Annotated in this window: 18 protein-coding genes; 10 read left to right on the top strand and 8 right to left on the bottom strand. The window is 36.4% G+C overall.

From position 1 onward, the window contains the following. The first annotated feature begins 141 nt into the window (after positions 1 to 141). Positions 142 to 3,597: a methylmalonyl-CoA mutase family protein gene (locus tag ACZ1GR_RS05175; protein ID WP_472611149.1), complete on the top strand. Its 3,456-nt coding sequence runs from the start codon at positions 142 to 144 to the stop codon at positions 3,595 to 3,597. A gap of 124 nt (positions 3,598 to 3,721) precedes the next feature. Here the strand turns inward: ACZ1GR_RS05175 and ACZ1GR_RS05170 are convergent, their stop codons facing one another. After that, positions 3,722 to 4,111 (bottom strand): hypothetical protein, encoded by a 390-nt coding sequence (locus tag ACZ1GR_RS05170; protein ID WP_377765414.1) that lies wholly within the window; start codon positions 4,109 to 4,111, stop codon positions 3,722 to 3,724. A 118-nt stretch (positions 4,112 to 4,229) separates the two neighbouring features. Between ACZ1GR_RS05170 and ACZ1GR_RS05165 the strand changes: the two genes are divergently transcribed. Next, positions 4,230 to 4,685, top strand: a complete 456-nt coding sequence (locus ACZ1GR_RS05165) for an Lrp/AsnC family transcriptional regulator (protein ID WP_472611148.1) — start codon at positions 4,230 to 4,232, stop codon at positions 4,683 to 4,685. Between the two features lie 61 nt (positions 4,686 to 4,746). Beyond that, a complete protein-coding gene (locus tag ACZ1GR_RS05160; protein ID WP_472611147.1) occupies positions 4,747 to 6,162 on the top strand; it encodes an alpha/beta hydrolase in 1,416 nt (471 codons plus the stop codon). On the opposite strand, the gene ACZ1GR_RS05155 is transcribed toward ACZ1GR_RS05160, so the two are convergent. Then, positions 6,152 to 6,883, bottom strand: coding sequence for a DJ-1/PfpI family protein (locus ACZ1GR_RS05155; RefSeq protein ID WP_472611146.1), 732 nt, complete (start codon positions 6,881 to 6,883; stop codon positions 6,152 to 6,154). The genes ACZ1GR_RS05160 and ACZ1GR_RS05155 overlap by 11 nt on opposite strands. Before the next feature lie 66 nt (positions 6,884 to 6,949). Between ACZ1GR_RS05155 and ACZ1GR_RS05150 the strand changes: the two genes are divergently transcribed. Continuing rightward, positions 6,950 to 7,594 (top strand): DUF1684 domain-containing protein, encoded by a 645-nt coding sequence (locus ACZ1GR_RS05150; RefSeq protein ID WP_472611145.1) that lies wholly within the window; start codon positions 6,950 to 6,952, stop codon positions 7,592 to 7,594. A gap of 54 nt (positions 7,595 to 7,648) precedes the next feature. Here ACZ1GR_RS05150 and ACZ1GR_RS05145 read toward each other — a convergent pair whose 3' ends face one another. The 5 genes from ACZ1GR_RS05145 to ACZ1GR_RS05125 form a co-directional block, all read right to left on the bottom strand. Next, the gene (locus tag ACZ1GR_RS05145; RefSeq protein WP_472611144.1) at positions 7,649 to 8,677 is read right to left on the bottom strand and encodes an outer membrane beta-barrel protein; all 1,029 of its coding nucleotides are present in this window, start codon (positions 8,675 to 8,677) and stop codon (positions 7,649 to 7,651) included. Positions 8,678 to 8,800: 123 nt separating this feature from the next. Beyond that, complete coding sequence (locus tag ACZ1GR_RS05140) at positions 8,801 to 10,054, bottom strand: ammonium transporter (RefSeq protein ID WP_472611143.1); 1,254 nt, start codon at positions 10,052 to 10,054, stop codon at positions 8,801 to 8,803. A gap of 23 nt (positions 10,055 to 10,077) precedes the next feature. After that, positions 10,078 to 10,416, bottom strand: coding sequence for a P-II family nitrogen regulator (locus ACZ1GR_RS05135; protein ID WP_377765402.1), 339 nt, complete (start codon positions 10,414 to 10,416; stop codon positions 10,078 to 10,080). A 253-nt stretch (positions 10,417 to 10,669) separates the two neighbouring features. Further along, positions 10,670 to 11,038: a fluoride efflux transporter CrcB gene (gene crcB / locus ACZ1GR_RS05130; RefSeq protein ID WP_472611142.1), complete on the bottom strand. Its 369-nt coding sequence runs from the start codon at positions 11,036 to 11,038 to the stop codon at positions 10,670 to 10,672. Positions 11,039 to 11,145: 107 nt separating this feature from the next. Next, positions 11,146 to 11,325, bottom strand: a complete 180-nt coding sequence (locus tag ACZ1GR_RS05125) for a hypothetical protein (RefSeq protein WP_472611141.1) — start codon at positions 11,323 to 11,325, stop codon at positions 11,146 to 11,148. A gap of 339 nt (positions 11,326 to 11,664) precedes the next feature. Here ACZ1GR_RS05125 and ACZ1GR_RS05120 point away from each other — a divergent pair, with 339 nt between their 5' ends. Next, positions 11,665 to 12,051 (top strand): pyrophosphohydrolase domain-containing protein, encoded by a 387-nt coding sequence (locus tag ACZ1GR_RS05120; protein WP_377765399.1) that lies wholly within the window; start codon positions 11,665 to 11,667, stop codon positions 12,049 to 12,051. Between the two features lie 26 nt (positions 12,052 to 12,077). Here ACZ1GR_RS05120 and ACZ1GR_RS05115 read toward each other — a convergent pair whose 3' ends face one another. Continuing rightward, positions 12,078 to 13,130 carry a branched-chain amino acid aminotransferase gene (locus tag ACZ1GR_RS05115; protein ID WP_472611140.1) on the bottom strand — a complete coding sequence of 351 codons (1,053 nt, stop codon included), beginning with the start codon at positions 13,128 to 13,130 and terminating at the stop codon, positions 12,078 to 12,080. A 123-nt stretch (positions 13,131 to 13,253) separates the two neighbouring features. Between ACZ1GR_RS05115 and ACZ1GR_RS05110 the strand changes: the two genes are divergently transcribed. From ACZ1GR_RS05110 to dnaJ, 5 genes are all read left to right on the top strand, one after another. Then, positions 13,254 to 13,736: a DUF4920 domain-containing protein gene (locus ACZ1GR_RS05110; protein ID WP_472611139.1), complete on the top strand. Its 483-nt coding sequence runs from the start codon at positions 13,254 to 13,256 to the stop codon at positions 13,734 to 13,736. 1 nt (position 13,737) lies between these two features. Further along, on the top strand, positions 13,738 to 14,397 hold the full coding sequence (gene mnmC2, locus ACZ1GR_RS05105; protein ID WP_472611138.1) for a tRNA (5-methylaminomethyl-2-thiouridine)(34)-methyltransferase MnmC2: 660 nt from the start codon (positions 13,738 to 13,740) through the stop codon (positions 14,395 to 14,397). Between the two features lie 138 nt (positions 14,398 to 14,535). Next, positions 14,536 to 15,495, top strand: coding sequence for a TIGR01777 family oxidoreductase (locus ACZ1GR_RS05100; RefSeq protein WP_472611137.1), 960 nt, complete (start codon positions 14,536 to 14,538; stop codon positions 15,493 to 15,495). A gap of 132 nt (positions 15,496 to 15,627) precedes the next feature. Further along, a complete protein-coding gene (locus ACZ1GR_RS05095) occupies positions 15,628 to 16,191 on the top strand; it encodes a nucleotide exchange factor GrpE (protein WP_472611136.1) in 564 nt (187 codons plus the stop codon). 9 nt (positions 16,192 to 16,200) lie between these two features. Continuing rightward, positions 16,201 to 17,310, top strand: a complete 1,110-nt coding sequence (gene dnaJ / locus ACZ1GR_RS05090) for a molecular chaperone DnaJ (protein ID WP_472611135.1) — start codon at positions 16,201 to 16,203, stop codon at positions 17,308 to 17,310. Positions 17,311 to 17,379 lie beyond the last annotated feature (69 nt).

The raw sequence follows: 17,379 nt of genomic DNA, 5'->3' as shown, positions 1-17,379 counted from the left end.
AATAGATATTTAGCCTTCAAAATTATAGTATTCAAAAAAGAGTAGGCTTAATGTTAAGTATTTTTATAAAATTCGAAATACAATCCTTTTTTCTTTGCATTTATCGTAAATTGCACTCAAAAATTTGATTCTTTTTTGCTAATGGAACAACAAACGCCATACCAACCTAAAAACAAAATTAGAATTGTAACCGCAGCATCGTTATTTGATGGTCATGATGCTGCTATTAATATCATGCGAAGAATTATTCAGGCAACCGGTGTTGAGGTAATTCATTTAGGTCATGATAGAAGTGTTGCCGAGGTAGTTGATTGTGCAATTCAGGAAGATGCAAATGCCATAGCAATGACATCTTATCAAGGTGGTCATAATGAGTATTTCAAATACATGCATGACTTGCTAAGGGAAAAAGGAGCTGAACATATCAAAATTTTTGGTGGTGGTGGAGGCGTAATTCTTCCGGAAGAGATCAAAGAGCTGATGGATTATGGTATTACTAAGATTTATTCTCCTGATGATGGCCGAAAAATGGGCCTTCAAGGCATGATTAATGATTTGGTCTCAAAAGCCGATACTGCCGTACCGGAATTGAAAATTGGCAAAGAAGTTAATTTAACAGATCTACTTAAGGCAAAGAATACAAATACCATTGCCAGAATGATATCGTTGGCCGAAAATCGCCACGAAGAATTTGAAGCTCATTTTGCAAGCTTAAAAAAATCAGATGCTAATGTCCCAGTCTTAGGAATTACGGGAACTGGCGGGGCCGGAAAATCTAGTCTTGTAGATGAATTGGTAAGAAGGTTTCTGATAGATTTTCCTGATAAAAATCTCGGAATAATTTCTGTCGACCCATCAAAACGAAAAACAGGTGGAGCACTATTAGGTGATCGTATTCGTATGAATGCGATCAATGACGAGCGTGTCTATATGCGGTCCTTAGCAACAAGGCAATCAAACTTGGCCTTGTCCAAATATGTGAGTGAAGCGGTCGATATTCTAAAAATCGCTGAATTTGACCTAATAATTTTAGAAACCTCTGGTATTGGCCAATCCGATACTGAGATTTTAGAACATAGCGATGTTTCCTTATACGTAATGACCCCCGAATTTGGTGCGGCAACACAGTTGGAAAAAATCGACATGTTAGATTTTGCCGATATAGTAGCCATCAATAAGTTCGATAAAAGAGGTTCTTTAGATGCCTTACGCGACGTTAAAAAGCAATACATGCGTAATCATGGGCTATGGGATATAAGTCAAGATGCATTGCCCATTTATGGCACCATTGCTTCTCAATTCAATGATCCTGGGATGAATCGATTGTACAAATCGATAATGAATATTTTGGTAGACAAAATAGATGCTAAATTAGATTCTACTTTTGAGGTCGGTAATGAAATGACCGAGAAAATTTTTGTGATACCACCTGCAAGAACGAGATATCTTTCTGAAATTTCTGAAAATAATCGAACGTATGATTTAAAATCTAAAGAGCAGGCAGATGTAGCGCAACGTTTGTATGGCATTTTCAAAACCATTTCATCTGTTTTACGACTAAATTCGCCAGAGAACGAAGAGTCCATTTTATTAAAATCGGGACTAGATGAGACCAAAATAATAGCGCAGTCGGATGAAAGTGATAAAGAGCTGGTTTCACTCTTAATAAAAGAGTTTGATAGGGTAAAAATGGATTTAAACCCACACAATTGGGATTTGATTCTAAATTGGCCCCAAAAGGTGGAAAGTTATAAAGCCCCTATTTATTCTTTTAAAGTCCGCGATAAAGAAATAAAAATAGAAACACATACAGAGTCACTTTCACATTCACAAATACCTAAGGTTGCGTTGCCAAAATATAAAGGTTGGGGCGATTTATTAAATTGGATGCTTCAAGAGAATGTTCCAGGAGATTTCCCATACACCTCAGGATTATACCCATTTAAAAGAACCAGCGAAGATCCTACTCGAATGTTCGCAGGTGAAGGTGGGCCAGAACGTACGAATAGAAGATTTCATTATGTGAGTCTTGATATGGATGCAAAGCGTCTATCAACTGCTTTTGATTCAGTAACTTTATATGGAAATGACCCGGGTCATCGCCCCGATATTTATGGTAAAATCGGTAATGCTGGTGTTTCTATTTGTTGTTTGGATGATGCGAAAAAATTATACTCAGGTTTTGATTTAAGTAATCCAATGACCTCGGTGAGTATGACGATTAATGGTCCTGCTCCGATGCTACTTGGGTTTTTTATGAATGCCGCGATTGATCAAAACTGTGAAAAGTATATTCTTGAAAACGGACTACAAAAAGAGGTTGAGGAAAAAATCAAAAAGATATACAAAAATAAAGAGGTAGAAAGACCTTCTTACGTTGGTGATTTACCCGAAGGTAATAATGGTTTGGGTCTCATGCTTTTAGGGGTTTCTGGTAATGAGGTTTTACCTGAAGAAGTATATCAAAAAATAAAAGAAAATACCTTAAGTCAAGTGAGGGGTACGGTGCAGGCCGATATTTTGAAAGAGGATCAAGCACAGAATACCTGTATTTTTTCGACAGAGTTTGCCCTACGCTTAATGGGTGACGTACAAGAATATTTTATTCAAAAGAATGTAAGAAATTTTTACTCGGTATCTATATCAGGTTATCACATTGCCGAAGCGGGAGCAAACCCAATATCACAGCTGGCATTTACCCTTTCTAACGGTTTTACATATGTAGAGTACTATTTAAGTAGGGGAATGGACATTGATAAATTTGGTCCAAACCTGTCGTTTTTCTTTTCTAATGGAATTGACCCTGAATATGCAGTAATAGGACGTGTTGCCAGACGTATCTGGGCCAAAGCCATGAAAGAAAAATATGGTGCCGGACCACGTGCACAAATGTTGAAGTACCATATTCAAACTTCGGGTAGAAGCTTACATGCCCAAGAGATTGATTTTAATGATATAAGAACTACGCTTCAAGCATTATATGCCATTTATGACAATTGTAATTCGCTACATACAAATGCCTATGATGAGGCAATCACGACACCTACGGAGGAATCGGTAAGAAGGGCAATGGCGATTCAATTAATTATAAATAAAGAATTAGGTCTTGCTAAAAATGAAAATCCGCTCCAGGGCTCGTTTATTATTGAAGAATTAACCGATTTGGTTGAAGAGGCAGTGCTTTTAGAGTTTGATAGAATTACAGAAAGAGGTGGGGTTCTTGGTGCTATGGAAACTATGTACCAACGTTCTAAAATTCAGGAGGAAAGTCTTCATTACGAAACCTTAAAACATTCTGGTGCCTATCCCATAATAGGGGTAAATACTTTTCTATCTTCTAAAGGGTCACCGACCATATTGCCTGCGGAAGTTATAAGGGCGACGGAAGAGGAAAAGCAAAATCAAATACGAACACTGCAGAATCTGCAAACTAGAAATAAAGAAAAGTCTACAAAGCTTTTAAAAGAGTTACAAGAATCCGCTATTAAGAATGAAAATATTTTTGATAAGTTGATGGAGGTTAGCAAATATTGTTCTTTGGGTCAGATTACTAATGCACTTTTTCAGGTGGGTGGGCAGTATCGCAGAAATATGTAAACAGAGCGTCTAATTTAAAAAGCATAGCAGCGTATAAAGAAGAGTTCGAATCACTTACACATAGCTCGCAGAACTGCCCTTTTTGAAATTTGTTTCGGCCTGTTTTTACAAGTTTTAAAGGTATCTATTTCAAAGATTTACGCCATTGCTTAAAGGAAACGCGGAAAGATTTTAACTCCCTGCGCAATAAGTTTACATACTCTTTTTCCTTAACCCCATCATAATCAAGGCCATTGCAGTATGAGCTTAAATTTCTTGTAATCGTATTAATAAAAGAGGCACTTTGTAGTCTAGCTTCATATGAGTTAGTGGTTACGGCCTGCTCTATCTGTTTAGCGATTAGATTAGAATCTATAAATAAAGAACTTGCAATTTGCTCCCTCAAACTAGCGGTTTTTTTAAGCTTCAAAATATTTTTTTCCTTTGAGAAATATGAAGCTACCGCCGAACTTAAATCATGAAGTGCTAGCGATTTTTGATAAACAGGTAATGCGTAGTAGGGTGTGTGCTTCATCTTTTTTCAAAAACAATTTCTACTATAAAATTACATCTGAAAAATAAAAATTAAATTTATAAAATAAATGATAAAGTTTTTTTTACTTTATTAAAGAAAGAATTAAAATGCTAAACCTTTGAAAAATAAAGTAGATAAGATTAATTGGAAAATACTGGAGTGTTTGCAATTAAACGCAAGGGAGTCCTTTGTCAATATTGGAAAGAAAGTTGGGCTAACTCCCCCAGCGGTGGCGGAGCGCGTAAAGAAGATGGAAGATTTGGGAATAATTGAAGGTTATAATACGGTTATTTCTCACTCAAAAATAGGATTGCAACTAAGGGCGATAGTTGCTTTAAGAGCTTTTGTCGGTAAATTGAAACCCTTTTTAAGTAAGGTTGATACCTTTAATGAGGTAGTAAACTGCTATAGAATTACTGGCAATGAAAATATTATAATGGAAGTAGTTTTAAAAGATCAGTTCCATTTAGAACAGTTTATTGATACCTTAATAACCTATGGAGAGACAAGAACGCATATTATTTTGTCAAATGTAGCTTCGAATGTTCCCATAACTAAAATAGGTAACACATAAAAACGTTAATTTTATGGAATATCCAGAATCTTTTTGGCTAGATTTTTGATGTAATTGCTGTATGAAAAGAAATTATTTACCTGTACTTCTTGTATTTTTTGTTTTAAATTTTAGTTTTTCTCAAGGTCTTGTTTTGCAGAAGGGTGCAATTATAGACTCCATAACGGTCAAAGATTCTATTCAAGAAACGTTTTCGTTATACCTGCCCACAAAATTTGAAAATAAAGGACAATGGCCAATTCTTTTCTTATTTGATGGTGAGGGAAGAGGTAAGCAGGCTTTAGGGATGTTTCGTCAGGTTGCCGAAAAAGAGAATTATATTTTAGCTGCTTCCAACGCTGTTAACGATTCAATATCGGTAGCGAAAAATGTGCTTATAACCAAGCGCATGCTCTCTGAAGTAAATAGCCTACTACCGATAAACTTAAACCGAATTTATACTGCTGGTTTTGATAATGGTGGACGTTTGGCCAATTTGATGCCTATTTTTTTTAAAGATATCGAAGGCGTAATTTCTTGTGGTGCAGGATTGGCGAATGTGGAACTTCTAACTTCTAAAAATCCTTTTCACTTTATTGGTATAGTAGGTAAAGAAGATTATAACTATCCAACTTTATTATCCCATGAAAAGATTTTAAATGGACTTAACATTCCTAATAACCTGCTTGTATTTGATGGCGGAAAAGAATGGCCTAAGGCCGTATATCTTCAGAAAGCGTTGCGGCTATTTACTTTATCGGCAATGGCAAAAGGCCACGAAACCAAAGATTCTTTATACGTCAAAAGAGCTTACAATGAAGATGTTACTCTCATTGAACAATTAAAGAAAGAACAAAAATTGCTCTTGGCAGATAGAGAAATCTCTGAAATGCTTAATGTATACCGAACACATAAAGATTTAGACTCGCTAAAAACCATAGGAAAAAATATTAAAAAGGAAAAGCAATATCGAAGTTTGAAAAGGAACGAAAGTGCTGCTTTTTTCAAGGAAGAGCTTCTAAGGGAAGATTATATCTATTATTTAGAAGAAGATTTATACACCTATAATTATAATAATTTGGGCTGGTGGAATTATCAGGTAGGCGAATTGAATAAGTTTATTAAAGGTGATACGGAAGCTGAGCGACAAATGGGCAAACGCCTCTACGGATTTTTGAATGCCCTCATAGAAGATGAAATCGATATTGTAAAGTCTGAAAAAATTGTTGATGATGAAGCTTTGATTTTGTTATCTATGCTTAAAACAATCAGTGAGCCAAAAAACTATGATCACTACTTAAGTGTAATTTCATTAAGTTCAAAATATGAGGAATATGGCACGGCACTTTTTTATTTAGAAGAAGCCTTTAAAAAGGGATTTAAAAACAAAGAGAGGCTTGACGGCTTAGAGCATACAGCGCTGCTTCGCATAGCACCGGAGTATAATAAACTAGTAGAGAAGTATTTTGACGAGGCCCGTTACAAAATCACTGATTAACAAATTTAGGCACTTCCGATAAGTTCCAATCAATTACAAGACCGCCCGCTAACGACTCTGCAATTTCCTTTCCATAGAGGTACTCACAGAGATATAGTGCTGCTTCAAAACTTTTAGCCCCTCCGGCAGAGGTAATGTACTTTCCATCGTGCACAAATAAAACGCTGTCTTTTACCTTCAATTTTGGAAACATCTTTTTATAGCTGCCAATATCACTGGGGAAAGTAGTAGAAACAACACTATCTAGCAATCCTGCTTTGGCTAAAACAAAAGCGCCATCGCAATGTGAGGTCATAAACAGGGCTTCTTTATCAACTTTTTTAATGAAATTTAGCATGATGGTGTCCTTAAGGTCAGTATCTAAATGATGTTCGGCACTCGGTACAACCAAGATGTCAATTTTAGGTAGCGAATCTTCAGTATAGTCAAAATCTGGTAAAATACGAACGCCTTCAAAAGATGTTATAGGAGTAAGCGTATTAGCTACTGTAAAGGTATTCATGGCTTTAATGCCTTTTCTGTACTGCGTATGCTGAAAGATATCATATGGTGCTGTAAACTCTGTGTTGTAGACTCCGTCCATTATTAAAAAGGCTACATTATACCTGTTTGGCTCTAATTTAGGAAGATGTCTTTTTTCTTTTTTAGTTACTGTCGGTGTTTTTTCTCTACATCCAAAGAGGATAAAACCCAATATTATAATGAGAACTATGTTTCGCATCCTGTAAATTTGAAATTGGATTTCAAGGTAAAAATTTAAAAAGGAAATCCTTAGTATTTTTGTAGTATGAGACAGATAATCTTATTCTTTTTTAGCTTTTCGTTGTTAACCTGTGGTCAAGATAAAAAATACCATAACACTAATAGTGATGCAGAAATGGTTGCATCAAAAGGAATCGCTGCCATCTTAAATTTTCAAGAGGAGTTGAATGCTGAGTACAAAGACCCCGAAACTTCACCATTACCTGATAGGTATCGGAAAGATTTTGAAGAGCTAGATTTCTTTAAACCAGATACAAGTTATATTGTTGAGGCAAGGTTTGAACGAACACCTGATGCCCTGCCTTTTATGCTAGCTACAACTACGGATAGAAAAACAGAGGAGCTTTTATACGGTATAGCTCATTTTGAGCTTAACGATGAAAAACATGAACTTGAAATTTATCAAAGCTTAGGTCTTATAGAAAAGGAAGAATATAAAGACTATCTGTTTTTACCTTTTTCAGATGAAACCAATGGTGATGAAACATATGGAGGGGGCCGATACATAGACTTAACGATTCCGGAAGGAGATACAATTATTATCGATTTCAACAGGGCCTATAACCCATATTGTGCTTACAATAAAAAATACTCCTGCCCCTTAGTGCCAAGGCAAAATTATTTGAAAACTAAGGTGATGGCAGGAGTAAAGGCTTTCGATAAAAAATAAAAGTCCCCCAACATGCCGTTGGAGGACTTTAAGAATTTATATGTCCTCTATTATTTAGAAAGAATAGACTGCTGCAATTAAGAATGAAGACAATCCATTTGTTGCTTCTCCGTCATTGTCAAAAAATACCGGAGCATCATCGCTCCAACTGTCCAATCTAATTTCTGGTTTAAAAGTTAAATTGTCCACACTATAGCTCCCTGTTAATGTTAATCCTAAAACGGATGGAATATCTCCTGTATCGATACCGTCAATTGTTGGTTGAAAATATTCACCTCTCAAACCAAGCGTGAAAGCCTCGCTTGTTTTATACTGTGGATACAATGCTGCCCCGTAAAAACCATTTCCTTCATCCGTAGCTAATGCCGCATTTATCCCCAAAAAGAAGTCATCAGATAAATCAACACCGCCAGTGTAGTCAACTTCAAACCCTAAGACTTCTCCGCCGTCATAGTAAAAATTCAAATACTGACCAGAGTAACCGAGTTGTGCACCCAAAGAATAAGCTCCGGTTCCTGAATTAAAATTGGTGTCAGTTGGGTTCATAATGGCCAGCATTAAACTAAAATCATCTGATAAGGCAAAATCAGCCTTCAATCCTACATGTGAAAAAGGACCGCTAGAGAATAAATAAGAAGTACTGTAGTTGAAATTTCCCGTTGGGGAAATAACCTCATAACCTAAGAATGTATTGAACCTACCGAAAGTAAGTGTAGTGCTTTCGGAAACATTCCAATATGCGTACAGTTGATTTACATAAGGAATATCACCACCTACAGCGGCATCTCCCCTTGGACCAAAAACTAAATCGGCCACGGCACCTACTTTACCGCTCTCGTAAGAAGCAATTAAATTAGCCATACCTAGATTAAAGCCGGTACCATCTGCAAAAGAGGTCCCTGGATTTTGGGCGCCAACATCTGTTGAGCTTAAGTTAGTTCTAAAATAGGTATCGACTGAACCTCCAAGTGTAAATTTCTTTTCTGTTTCTTCTTCCTCTTGTGCAAAAGAAGCTGCTGACATTAACGCAAAACCTGCCAAAAATAAATTTTTTACGAAATTTGTATTTATAATCGTTTTCATATTTCAATGTTTAGGGCACCCAAAAGGCGCTATTAAATTTTTGAGTTTAATTGTAACTGATTAATTTGTTGAAAAGGTTATTAACGGAGCACTCTGCCAAGTGCTCCGTTTCCTTTTTTAGATTTAGTGCTCGTTTGTTCTAAAGTCAGGATAAGCATCCATACCATGTTCGTGAATATCCAAACCTTCTAGTTCTTCTTTTTCTGATACTCGTAAGCCTGCCACTTTTTTGATTATGAATAGAATGATGAAGGCAGAAAGGCAACAAAATGTTCCTGCTGCGCCAACTCCCGCCAGCTGAACCAAGAACTGGTCGAAACCAGCCATAGCTCCAAAAATCCCCACGGCTAAAGTTCCCCATATTCCACATATCAAGTGAACTGCAACTGCACCTACTGGGTCATCAAGTTTTAACTTATCAATTAATGCCACGCCTAATACAATGATTACCCCGGCAATAAGCCCGATAATGACTGCTTCGTTTGGTGACATTTGGTCCGCACCTGCCGTAATACCTACTAGACCACCTAAAATACCATTTAAGAACATGGTCAAATCATAGTTTTTATAAAGTACAGTTGAGGTTAAAAATGCTGCAACACCACCAGCTGCTGCTGCTAAACAAGTGGTTACTAATACTAAAGAAGTAGCTGCCGGATCGGCTGATAAAACTGAGCCTCCGTTAAAACCAAACCATCCTAACCATAGAATTAACACACCTGCTGCTGCCAATGGTAAATTATGACCTGGTATTGCCTTTGGTTTTCCATCTTCTCCAAACTTTCCAACTCTAGCCCCTAATAAATAAATTGCAATTAAAGCTGCCCATCCCCCAACGGAGTGAACTAATGTTGAACCTGCAAAGTCATAAAAGCCTTCTGCTTCTCCATAAGCAAGTGAAGAAAGAAATCCTCCGCCCCATTGCCATGAACCTACAATAGGATACACTAGGCCTACATAAATAATAGTGAAAATCATAAAGCCACCAAGCTTTACGCGTTCAGCAACAGCTCCAGAAACTATAGTTGCTGCCGTTGCTGCGAACATCCCTTGGAATAGGAAGTCTGTCCAATATGTGTAACCTTCGTTATAGGTTAAATCAAGCGAACCTTCGGCATTAATAGGTGCTGGAAGACCAAATCCTGCAAAACCTAAAAATCCATTGAAATCTCCTGGATACATAAGGTTAAATCCTCCGATATAATAAAGTAAAAGCCCAACCGTAATGATAAAAACATTTTTAAATAAAATGTTTACCGTGTTTTTTTGTCTTGTTAGTCCGATTTCTAAAAAAGAAAATCCTAGATGCATGAAAAATACCAGTGCGGTACAAACCATCATCCATAAGTTATTTGCTGTAAATAATCCTGCTTCCATATTAAAAGTGTTCGTTGGTTAGTTTAGTTGATTCCTGCGTGACCGCTTTCTTTAGTTCTAATTCTGTAGGCTTCACTGATTTCAGAGACAAATATTTTTCCATCTCCTACATTACCTGTCATTGCAGATTCTAATAGTGTGTTTACGGTTCTTTCTAGAAATTCGTCAGATACCACTATTGAAAGATATCTTCTTTGAATATCTGTAGTGCTGTATGAAATACCACGATATACATGACCTTGTTTTTCATTGCCTACTCCGGTTACATCCCAATAACTGAAGAAGTTCACCTCGATTTCATGAAGTGCTTTTTTCACCTCATCAAACTTTGATTTTCGAATAATTGCCTCGACTTTTTTCATAATTGATTTTGTTAGTTAACTGTCCAAATATATATTAATCCTTAAATAAAGGTTAAATTAATGAGGGTATGAAATGTATTTTTATGACAAAAAAATATATACCCCTATTTTTTTAGGGGTATCTCAAATTAAATACGGAAAAAATATATTATTATTGATTCTACTAAAAAGTTTAGTAAACATGTAACCAGATAATCGGTTTAATAAACTCGATTAGATAATTAAGTATTTGAACGATAGAGATAAAAAGTATTTAAGACTTGGTGAGCCATAGCCCAAGTGCAACAGCAATTATACCCACAGCGATACTTAAAAGAGTATAAACTGAAAAATGAAATAGTTCTCCAGATTTTAATAAAGAGTGTTTTTCAAACGCAAATGCTGAAAATGTTGTAAAGCCCCCGCAAAAACCGGTCGCTAGAAGAAGCGTATGATTTTCAGATAGAAAATTGGTTTTCGTTGAAAAACCAAGTATAAGACCTATCAGTAGGCAACCTAGTATATTAACCAAGAAAGTACCTAAAAAGAAATTTTGAAAAGTTGGGTTTAAGGCTTTTGCCATTAAAAACCTTAGTGCGCTACCTAAACCACCACCTATAAATACAAATAAGACTTGCTTCATTTACTTGTCTTTAATTCATGCAAAGGAGAGGAATACAAACCGCAGTGACAGTTTTTTAAAATAACGACTCGACCAGCATATTATTTATATCCTTATAAAGGTATAAATTAAACAGCTTTTTTGTAGGCGGTTTTCGAGTATTGTTCAGGATAAAGTTTAGGAACAGCGTTCTGAGAAATCTTATGAATGTTCTTTTTACTGTTTCCAGACACGCCTTTTAAACTAAATACGAGTAGCAAAATATTAATGCCAAGCAGTACAAGAAGAATGCTAAAAAATGTAATCATGGGTCTTCGTTAATTTTGCACTACAAAAGTACGTGTTTTCTTATATTATACGCTCAAGAGCCCAATTATGTTGTGAAAGTCCGAATTTTTGTGGTGTAAGTAATTTTCTTGTTAATTTTTAAGGAAGTATTTAATTAAAAAGAGAAATATTAAGAAAAATACAAACGAAAACAGCACCCAAACCACACCTTTGTAATTTTTTAAATGTATTTTTTTGTCTTTTTTATAAGAGAAGACGATAAGGGCTATAAAAGATATCGCGAAAAATACTGCAAAAATCAATTGTCCGGTGCTGAACATAAAACATTTATTTTAGCGCAAATTTAATTGATTTAAACAATGAAAGATAAAATAGCTGCAGTAGAAAAATTTCACAGCGCATTCGGACTTGGGATTAAGCATGAACCGACCGCAGATTTGGGCAAAGCAAAGAACTTATTACGTTTTAATTTGATGGATGAAGAGAATAAGGAATATCATGAGGCCGCCCAGAACAATGATTTGGTCGAAGTTGCAGATGCTTTAGGCGACATGTTATATATACTTTGTGGAACAATCTTAGAGCATGGTATGCAATATAAAATTGAAGAAGTTTTTGAAGAGATTCAGAGGAGCAATATGAGCAAGTTGGGTGCAGATGGAAAACCCATTTATCGTGAAGATGGTAAAGTACTTAAGGGACCCAATTACTTTAAACCGAATATTGAGGCTATCTTAAAAAAATAAAAAAAGCGCCATCGGCGCTTTTTTTATTAGATAACCCTATAGCGCCATCCAAACTTGTCTTCGGCCCTGTTATATTGTATGTCCGTAATACGCTTTTTCAATCGCATGGCATAGCTGTTCTCCAACTCAGGTAGGTCATAATCCGTGCCTTGATGTCCAAAACCGGAAATTGGAGAAACCACGGCGGCTGTACCAGCACCGAACATCTCTTTTAACTCCCCTGATTTTGCTGCCGCAACCACTTCGGCAACACTTATTTTTCGAACCTCGGCTTTAATACCTTCATCTGCAGCGATATCTAAAATACTTTTTCGCGTAATTCCGTCAAGTATACGATCACTGGTCGGCCCAGTAATAAGAGTATCGTTTATTCTTACGAAAATGTTCATTGCTCCGGCTTCTTCGATATATTCATGTGTGTTGTCATCTGTCCAGATAACTTGTTGGTATCCTTTCGCTTTAGCTAATTGAGTAGGGTAAAATTGACCTGCATAATTACCTCCTGCTTTTGCAAAACCAACACCACCGTTCGCTGAGCGAGAATACTTCTCTTCAATAAGTACGCTTACTTTTCCAGAAAAATAAGCTCCCGAGGGTGCGGTAGCGATTATAAATTTATACTCATCGGCCGGTGAAGCGTGAAAACCATTGCCCGATGCAAACATAAAAGGCCTTATATACAATGAGCTTCCATCGTTTTCAGGAATCCAGTTTTTATCTACTTGTAAAAGCGAAGTTAGCCCCTCCATAAAATATTCTTCCGGCAATTCGGGTATCGCCATACGTTTTGCAGAAATATTAAAGCGTTTTTGATTTTCTAATGGTCTAAAAAGCCAAACACCTCCATCTTTATCCTTATAGGCTTTCATGCCTTCGAAAATGGATTGTCCATAATGAAAGATTTTTGAAGATGGATCCAAAGTTATAGGTTGGTAGGGAACAATTTTAGGTGTTTCCCAAGCGCCATTTTTATAGGTGCACTCAAGCATGTGATCAGAAAAAACACTTCCAAACGCCAAGTTGTCAAAATCAACTTCATTGATTTTTGAAGATGTTACTTTTTCTACTGCTATATTCATTAGTTGAGCATTCATTTTAAAAGGTATTATAAAAGTTAAAATTAGCTATTTATCATAAGTTTTTACCTTTTTCTTAATTTTAAATCCGTTGTTTTGTTAACGTGTAACTAATTTTTAAGTACAATGAAAAGATTTAACATTTTTACTATCATTTTAGTGGTTTGTTTCACGTTTGCAGGTGCTTATGCTCAAGACAATGCATCCTCCAAAAATTATGGAGCATTCGGAGCAAATTTTGAAGAGGTCGAAGGCGCAGAAGATAATTCTATAGTATATCAAAATATTCAAGCAAAAGATACCATTACCACACAACTTATTGGTTCAATAAAGGAAGTTTGCCAAGCCAAAGGATGTTGGATGAAAGTTAACTTAGCAGGAAATAAAGAAGTTTTCGTAAAATTTAAGGACTATGGTTTTTTTGTGCCCTTAGATGCTTCTGGCAACAAGGTTGTCATGAATGGAAAGGCTTTTGTAGAAGAGGTGTCCGTAGACGAGCAAAGACACTATGCTGAGGACAAAGGAGCAACTAAAGAAGAAATAGAGAAAATCACAAAACCGAAGAAAACATTACGTTTTGAAGCTGACGGGGTACTAATTAAAAAGTGATTTGGAGCGTAAAATTATTACTACCGGTGACGGTTCTAAGACCATTCAAATAACAGATTGGAATGAGCAGTACCATTCGATTCATGGAGCCGTTCAAGAAGCCTATCATGTTTTTATTAAAAATGGTCTTGACCAATTTAAAAATGAGGAAATCGCATTGCTCGAAGTTGGATTTGGGACCGGACTTAATGCGTTGATAACCCTTTCGGAAGCGACAAAAAGGGGTTTAAAAATTCAATATGAAGGTGTAGAGGCTTTTCCTGTAAGTATGGAAGAGGTAGAAGCCTTAAACTATATTGAGACACTTAATCTTTTATCCTTTAAAGAGCATTTTTTTCTAATGCACCGATCAGCATGGGGCCAGCGGCAAAAAATAACACCCGACTTCTTACTTTTTAAAAATCAATCGGATTTTCAAGAAATAGCGTATCAAAATTTGTTCAACCTTATTTATTTTGATGCTTTTGGTTATCGGGTGCAACCAGAATTATGGTCAGAGGCTATATTTGAAAAAATGCTCAAGGCTTTAAAGCCAGGGGGTATTTTAGTTACCTATTCCGCTAAAGGCAGTGTGCGCAGAGCAATGCAAGCGGTCGGTTTTAATGTAGAGCGTTTACCTGGCCCACCAGGAAAGCGAGAAATGTTGAGAGCGACAAAATAAATGGTTTTCATAAAGTCTTCTTAAGAGCTATTAGTATTTTTTAGATAAATTAACCTAAGCCTTAAACAATACTGTTAAACCTTTTTTAAGTATTCTTCATCAGCCCTTGAATCATATACATTTGTAAAAAATGATAGCATGAAGGTACTGATTACAGGCGCGACTGGTTTGGTAGGAAAAGCGATTGTAAGCGAATTGAATGATAACGGAGTTCAGGTAAATTACTTGACCACTTCGAAGGCAAAACTTGTAGTAAAAGAAAATTATAAGGGATATTATTGGAATCCTGCAAAAAATGAGATTGATTTAGATTGTTTTGAAGGTGTTACTTCCATTATCAATTTAGCAGGAGCAAGCATATCAAAACGTTGGACGACTTCATACAAGGCCAAGGTACTGGATAGTCGTATCGATAGTTTACGCACCTTAAAAGAAGGTATCGAAAAATCCGGTTCAGATACAATTACCGCTTTAGTGTCCGCTTCGGCAATAGGTATTTATCCAAATTCCCTCTCATCTTTTTATACCGAAGAAGAGCAACAGGTCGACGAGAGCTTTTTGGGTGATGTCGTAAAAGCTTGGGAAGAAGAAATAGATACGTTTAAAAATTTTGGTTTTAACGTCGCAAAAATTAGAATTGGCCTCGTTTTGTCTAATGAAGGCGGAGCACTGCCACAGATGGCAAGACCAATAAAAAATTATGTTGGTGCAGCATTTGGTTCTGGTGAACAATGGCAATCATGGATCCATGTAGATGATTTGGCAAGAATGTTCGTTTTTGCAATAGCGCATAATCTTAAGGGTATTTACAATGGGGTAGCACCGAACCCTGTGACCAATACCAAAATGACTAAAGAATTGGCCAAAGTGTTGGAAAAACCTTTATTTCTGCCAAACATCCCTGAATTTGCGATGAAAACAATTCTTGGGGAAATGTCATATTTGCTTTTCGCTAGCCAACGAGTTAGTAGTAAACGAATTGAAACAAAAGGCTTTAAATTTAATTTTAAATCTGTTTGTGACGCTTTAAAAGAAATTTACGGGAAACAAGCCGCAAAAGAAGAAACGATGTCTTCTTTTTCCAAAGAATACGTTTAGCGAGAACTTTTTTCGAAACAAAACAAAATCCGCCCTATGGCGGATTTTTTTATAAATAGTGGTGACATTTTGACATTTTGAGTCAATTGGCAGTACTTTTGCCATCTTTGAAATGATATAAATTTTAATCACATGAGTAAAAAAAGTAAGGTTCAAGAAATGGATGAAGAAATGGAAAACTCACAATCCGTTAATGAAACTGAACTTAACGAAGAGGTAGGGCAAGAACAGCAAGAAGAAGAGGTTTCCGTAGAAGAGCAACTTCGTGAAGACCTTGCCAAAGAGAAGGGTAAGTTTTTACGCCTTTTTGCGGAATTTGAAAATTTCAAGAAAAGAACCTCTAAAGAGCGAATGGATTTGTTTAAAACAGCAGGACAAGATGTAATAGTTTCACTTCTTCCTGTTATGGATGACTTCGATAGAGCTTTAAAGGAAATTTCTAAATCTGAAGACAAAGAATTGTTCAAAGGGGTCGATTTGATAAATAACAAATTCCGAGAAACCTTAAAGAATAAAGGTTTGGAGGAGATGGAGGTAAGTCAAGGAGATGCGTTTGATGCTGAGATGCACGACGCGGTAACTCAAATTCCTGCCCCTGAAAAGAAATTAAAGGGCAAAATTATAGACGTTATTGAAAAAGGCTTTAAGCTTGGCGATAGAATTATTCGACACCCAAAAGTTGTAGTAGGTAACTAAGACCAATTTATGAAGGAAGATTTTTACGAAATATTAGGTGTTTCCAAAAGCGCCTCGGCGGCCGAGATAAAAAAAGCTTACCGTAAGAAGGCCGTTGAGTATCATCCTGATAAAAACCCTGGTGATGCAGCTGCTGAAGAGATGTTCAAAAAAGCGGCCGAGGCTTATGAAGTTTTGGGTGACCCAGACAAACGTGCAAAGTATGATCAATTTGGCCATCAGGCATTTGAAGGTGGCGGCTTTGGTGGCGGTGGCATGAATATGGATGACATATTCAGTCAGTTTGGCGATATCTTTGGTAGTGCTTTCGGTGGCGGTGGTTTTGGTGGTTTTGGTGGCGGCGGTCAAAGGCGAGTAAAAGGAAGTAATCTTCGTATTCGTGTTAAACTTACCTTAGAAGAAATAGTAAATGGAGTAGAGAAGAAGGTAAAAGTTCGAAGAAAAGTACAAGCGGACGGAGTAACCTATAAAACATGTTCTACTTGTAATGGTAATGGGCAAGTAACCAAAATAACCAATACTATTTTAGGTAGAATGCAAACCGCTGTAACTTGTAGCACTTGTGGCGGAGCAGGCCAAATGATAGACCAAAGACCTAGTGGGGCAGATGCTCAAGGTTTAAAGGTAGTTGAAGAAACGGTATCCATAAAGATTCCTGCAGGTGTTGAAGAAGGTATGCAGCTTAAAGTTTCAGGAAAAGGTAATGGAGCTCCTGGTAACGGAATTTCGGGAGATTTATTAGTAGCCATTGAGACCGAGGAGCATCCTACATTGAAAAGAGAAGGTGATAATTTGCATTACGACCTATATATTAGTTTTTCGGAAGCGGTATTGGGCAATTCAAAAGAGATTGATGCTATTGGAGGTAAGGTGCGTATCAAATTAGAGCCAGGTATTCAATCGGGTAAAATTCTCAGACTAAGAGGTAAAGGTGTTTCCAGTATTAATGGATATGGTTCAGGTGATCTTTTAGTTCATGTTAATGTTTGGACTCCGAAGGAATTAAATCGTGAACAAAAAGAATTTTTCGAGAAAATGCAAAACGACGAAAATTTTGTGCCCAAACCAGAGAAATCTGATAAGTCTTTCTTTGAGAAAGTAAAAGATATGTTCTCCTAATCAAATAAAATTTTAGAATTAAATAAAAAACGTATATTTGGAATTGATACTGTTTTACAGTATCTAATT

The sequence above is a fragment of the Croceitalea sp. W27 genome, assembly GCF_055693185.1.
This window is presented reverse-complemented; position numbering and strand designations above follow the sequence as displayed.

Excerpts from the sequence above, each read along its gene's own strand:
- ACZ1GR_RS05175 (WP_472611149.1), top strand. The coding sequence starts at position 142 with ATGGAACAACAAACGCCATACCAACCTAAAAACAAAATTAGAATTGTA.
- ACZ1GR_RS05170 (WP_377765414.1), bottom strand. The coding sequence starts at position 4,111 with ATGAAGCACACACCCTACTACGCATTACCTGTTTATCAAAAATCGCTA.
- ACZ1GR_RS05160 (WP_472611147.1), top strand. The coding sequence starts at position 4,747 with ATGAAAAGAAATTATTTACCTGTACTTCTTGTATTTTTTGTTTTAAAT.
- ACZ1GR_RS05155 (WP_472611146.1), bottom strand. The coding sequence starts at position 6,883 with ATGCGAAACATAGTTCTCATTATAATATTGGGTTTTATCCTCTTTGGA.
- ACZ1GR_RS05150 (WP_472611145.1), top strand. The coding sequence starts at position 6,950 with ATGAGACAGATAATCTTATTCTTTTTTAGCTTTTCGTTGTTAACCTGT.
- ACZ1GR_RS05145 (WP_472611144.1), bottom strand. The coding sequence starts at position 8,677 with ATGAAAACGATTATAAATACAAATTTCGTAAAAAATTTATTTTTGGCA.
- ACZ1GR_RS05140 (WP_472611143.1), bottom strand. The coding sequence starts at position 10,054 with ATGGAAGCAGGATTATTTACAGCAAATAACTTATGGATGATGGTTTGT.
- ACZ1GR_RS05135 (WP_377765402.1), bottom strand. The coding sequence starts at position 10,416 with ATGAAAAAAGTCGAGGCAATTATTCGAAAATCAAAGTTTGATGAGGTG.
- crcB (WP_472611142.1), bottom strand. The coding sequence starts at position 11,038 with ATGAAGCAAGTCTTATTTGTATTTATAGGTGGTGGTTTAGGTAGCGCA.
- ACZ1GR_RS05125 (WP_472611141.1), bottom strand. The coding sequence starts at position 11,325 with ATGATTACATTTTTTAGCATTCTTCTTGTACTGCTTGGCATTAATATT.
- ACZ1GR_RS05120 (WP_377765399.1), top strand. The coding sequence starts at position 11,665 with ATGAAAGATAAAATAGCTGCAGTAGAAAAATTTCACAGCGCATTCGGA.
- ACZ1GR_RS05115 (WP_472611140.1), bottom strand. The coding sequence starts at position 13,130 with ATGAATATAGCAGTAGAAAAAGTAACATCTTCAAAAATCAATGAAGTT.
- ACZ1GR_RS05110 (WP_472611139.1), top strand. The coding sequence starts at position 13,254 with ATGAAAAGATTTAACATTTTTACTATCATTTTAGTGGTTTGTTTCACG.
- ACZ1GR_RS05100 (WP_472611137.1), top strand. The coding sequence starts at position 14,536 with ATGAAGGTACTGATTACAGGCGCGACTGGTTTGGTAGGAAAAGCGATT.
- ACZ1GR_RS05095 (WP_472611136.1), top strand. The coding sequence starts at position 15,628 with ATGAGTAAAAAAAGTAAGGTTCAAGAAATGGATGAAGAAATGGAAAAC.
- dnaJ (WP_472611135.1), top strand. The coding sequence starts at position 16,201 with ATGAAGGAAGATTTTTACGAAATATTAGGTGTTTCCAAAAGCGCCTCG.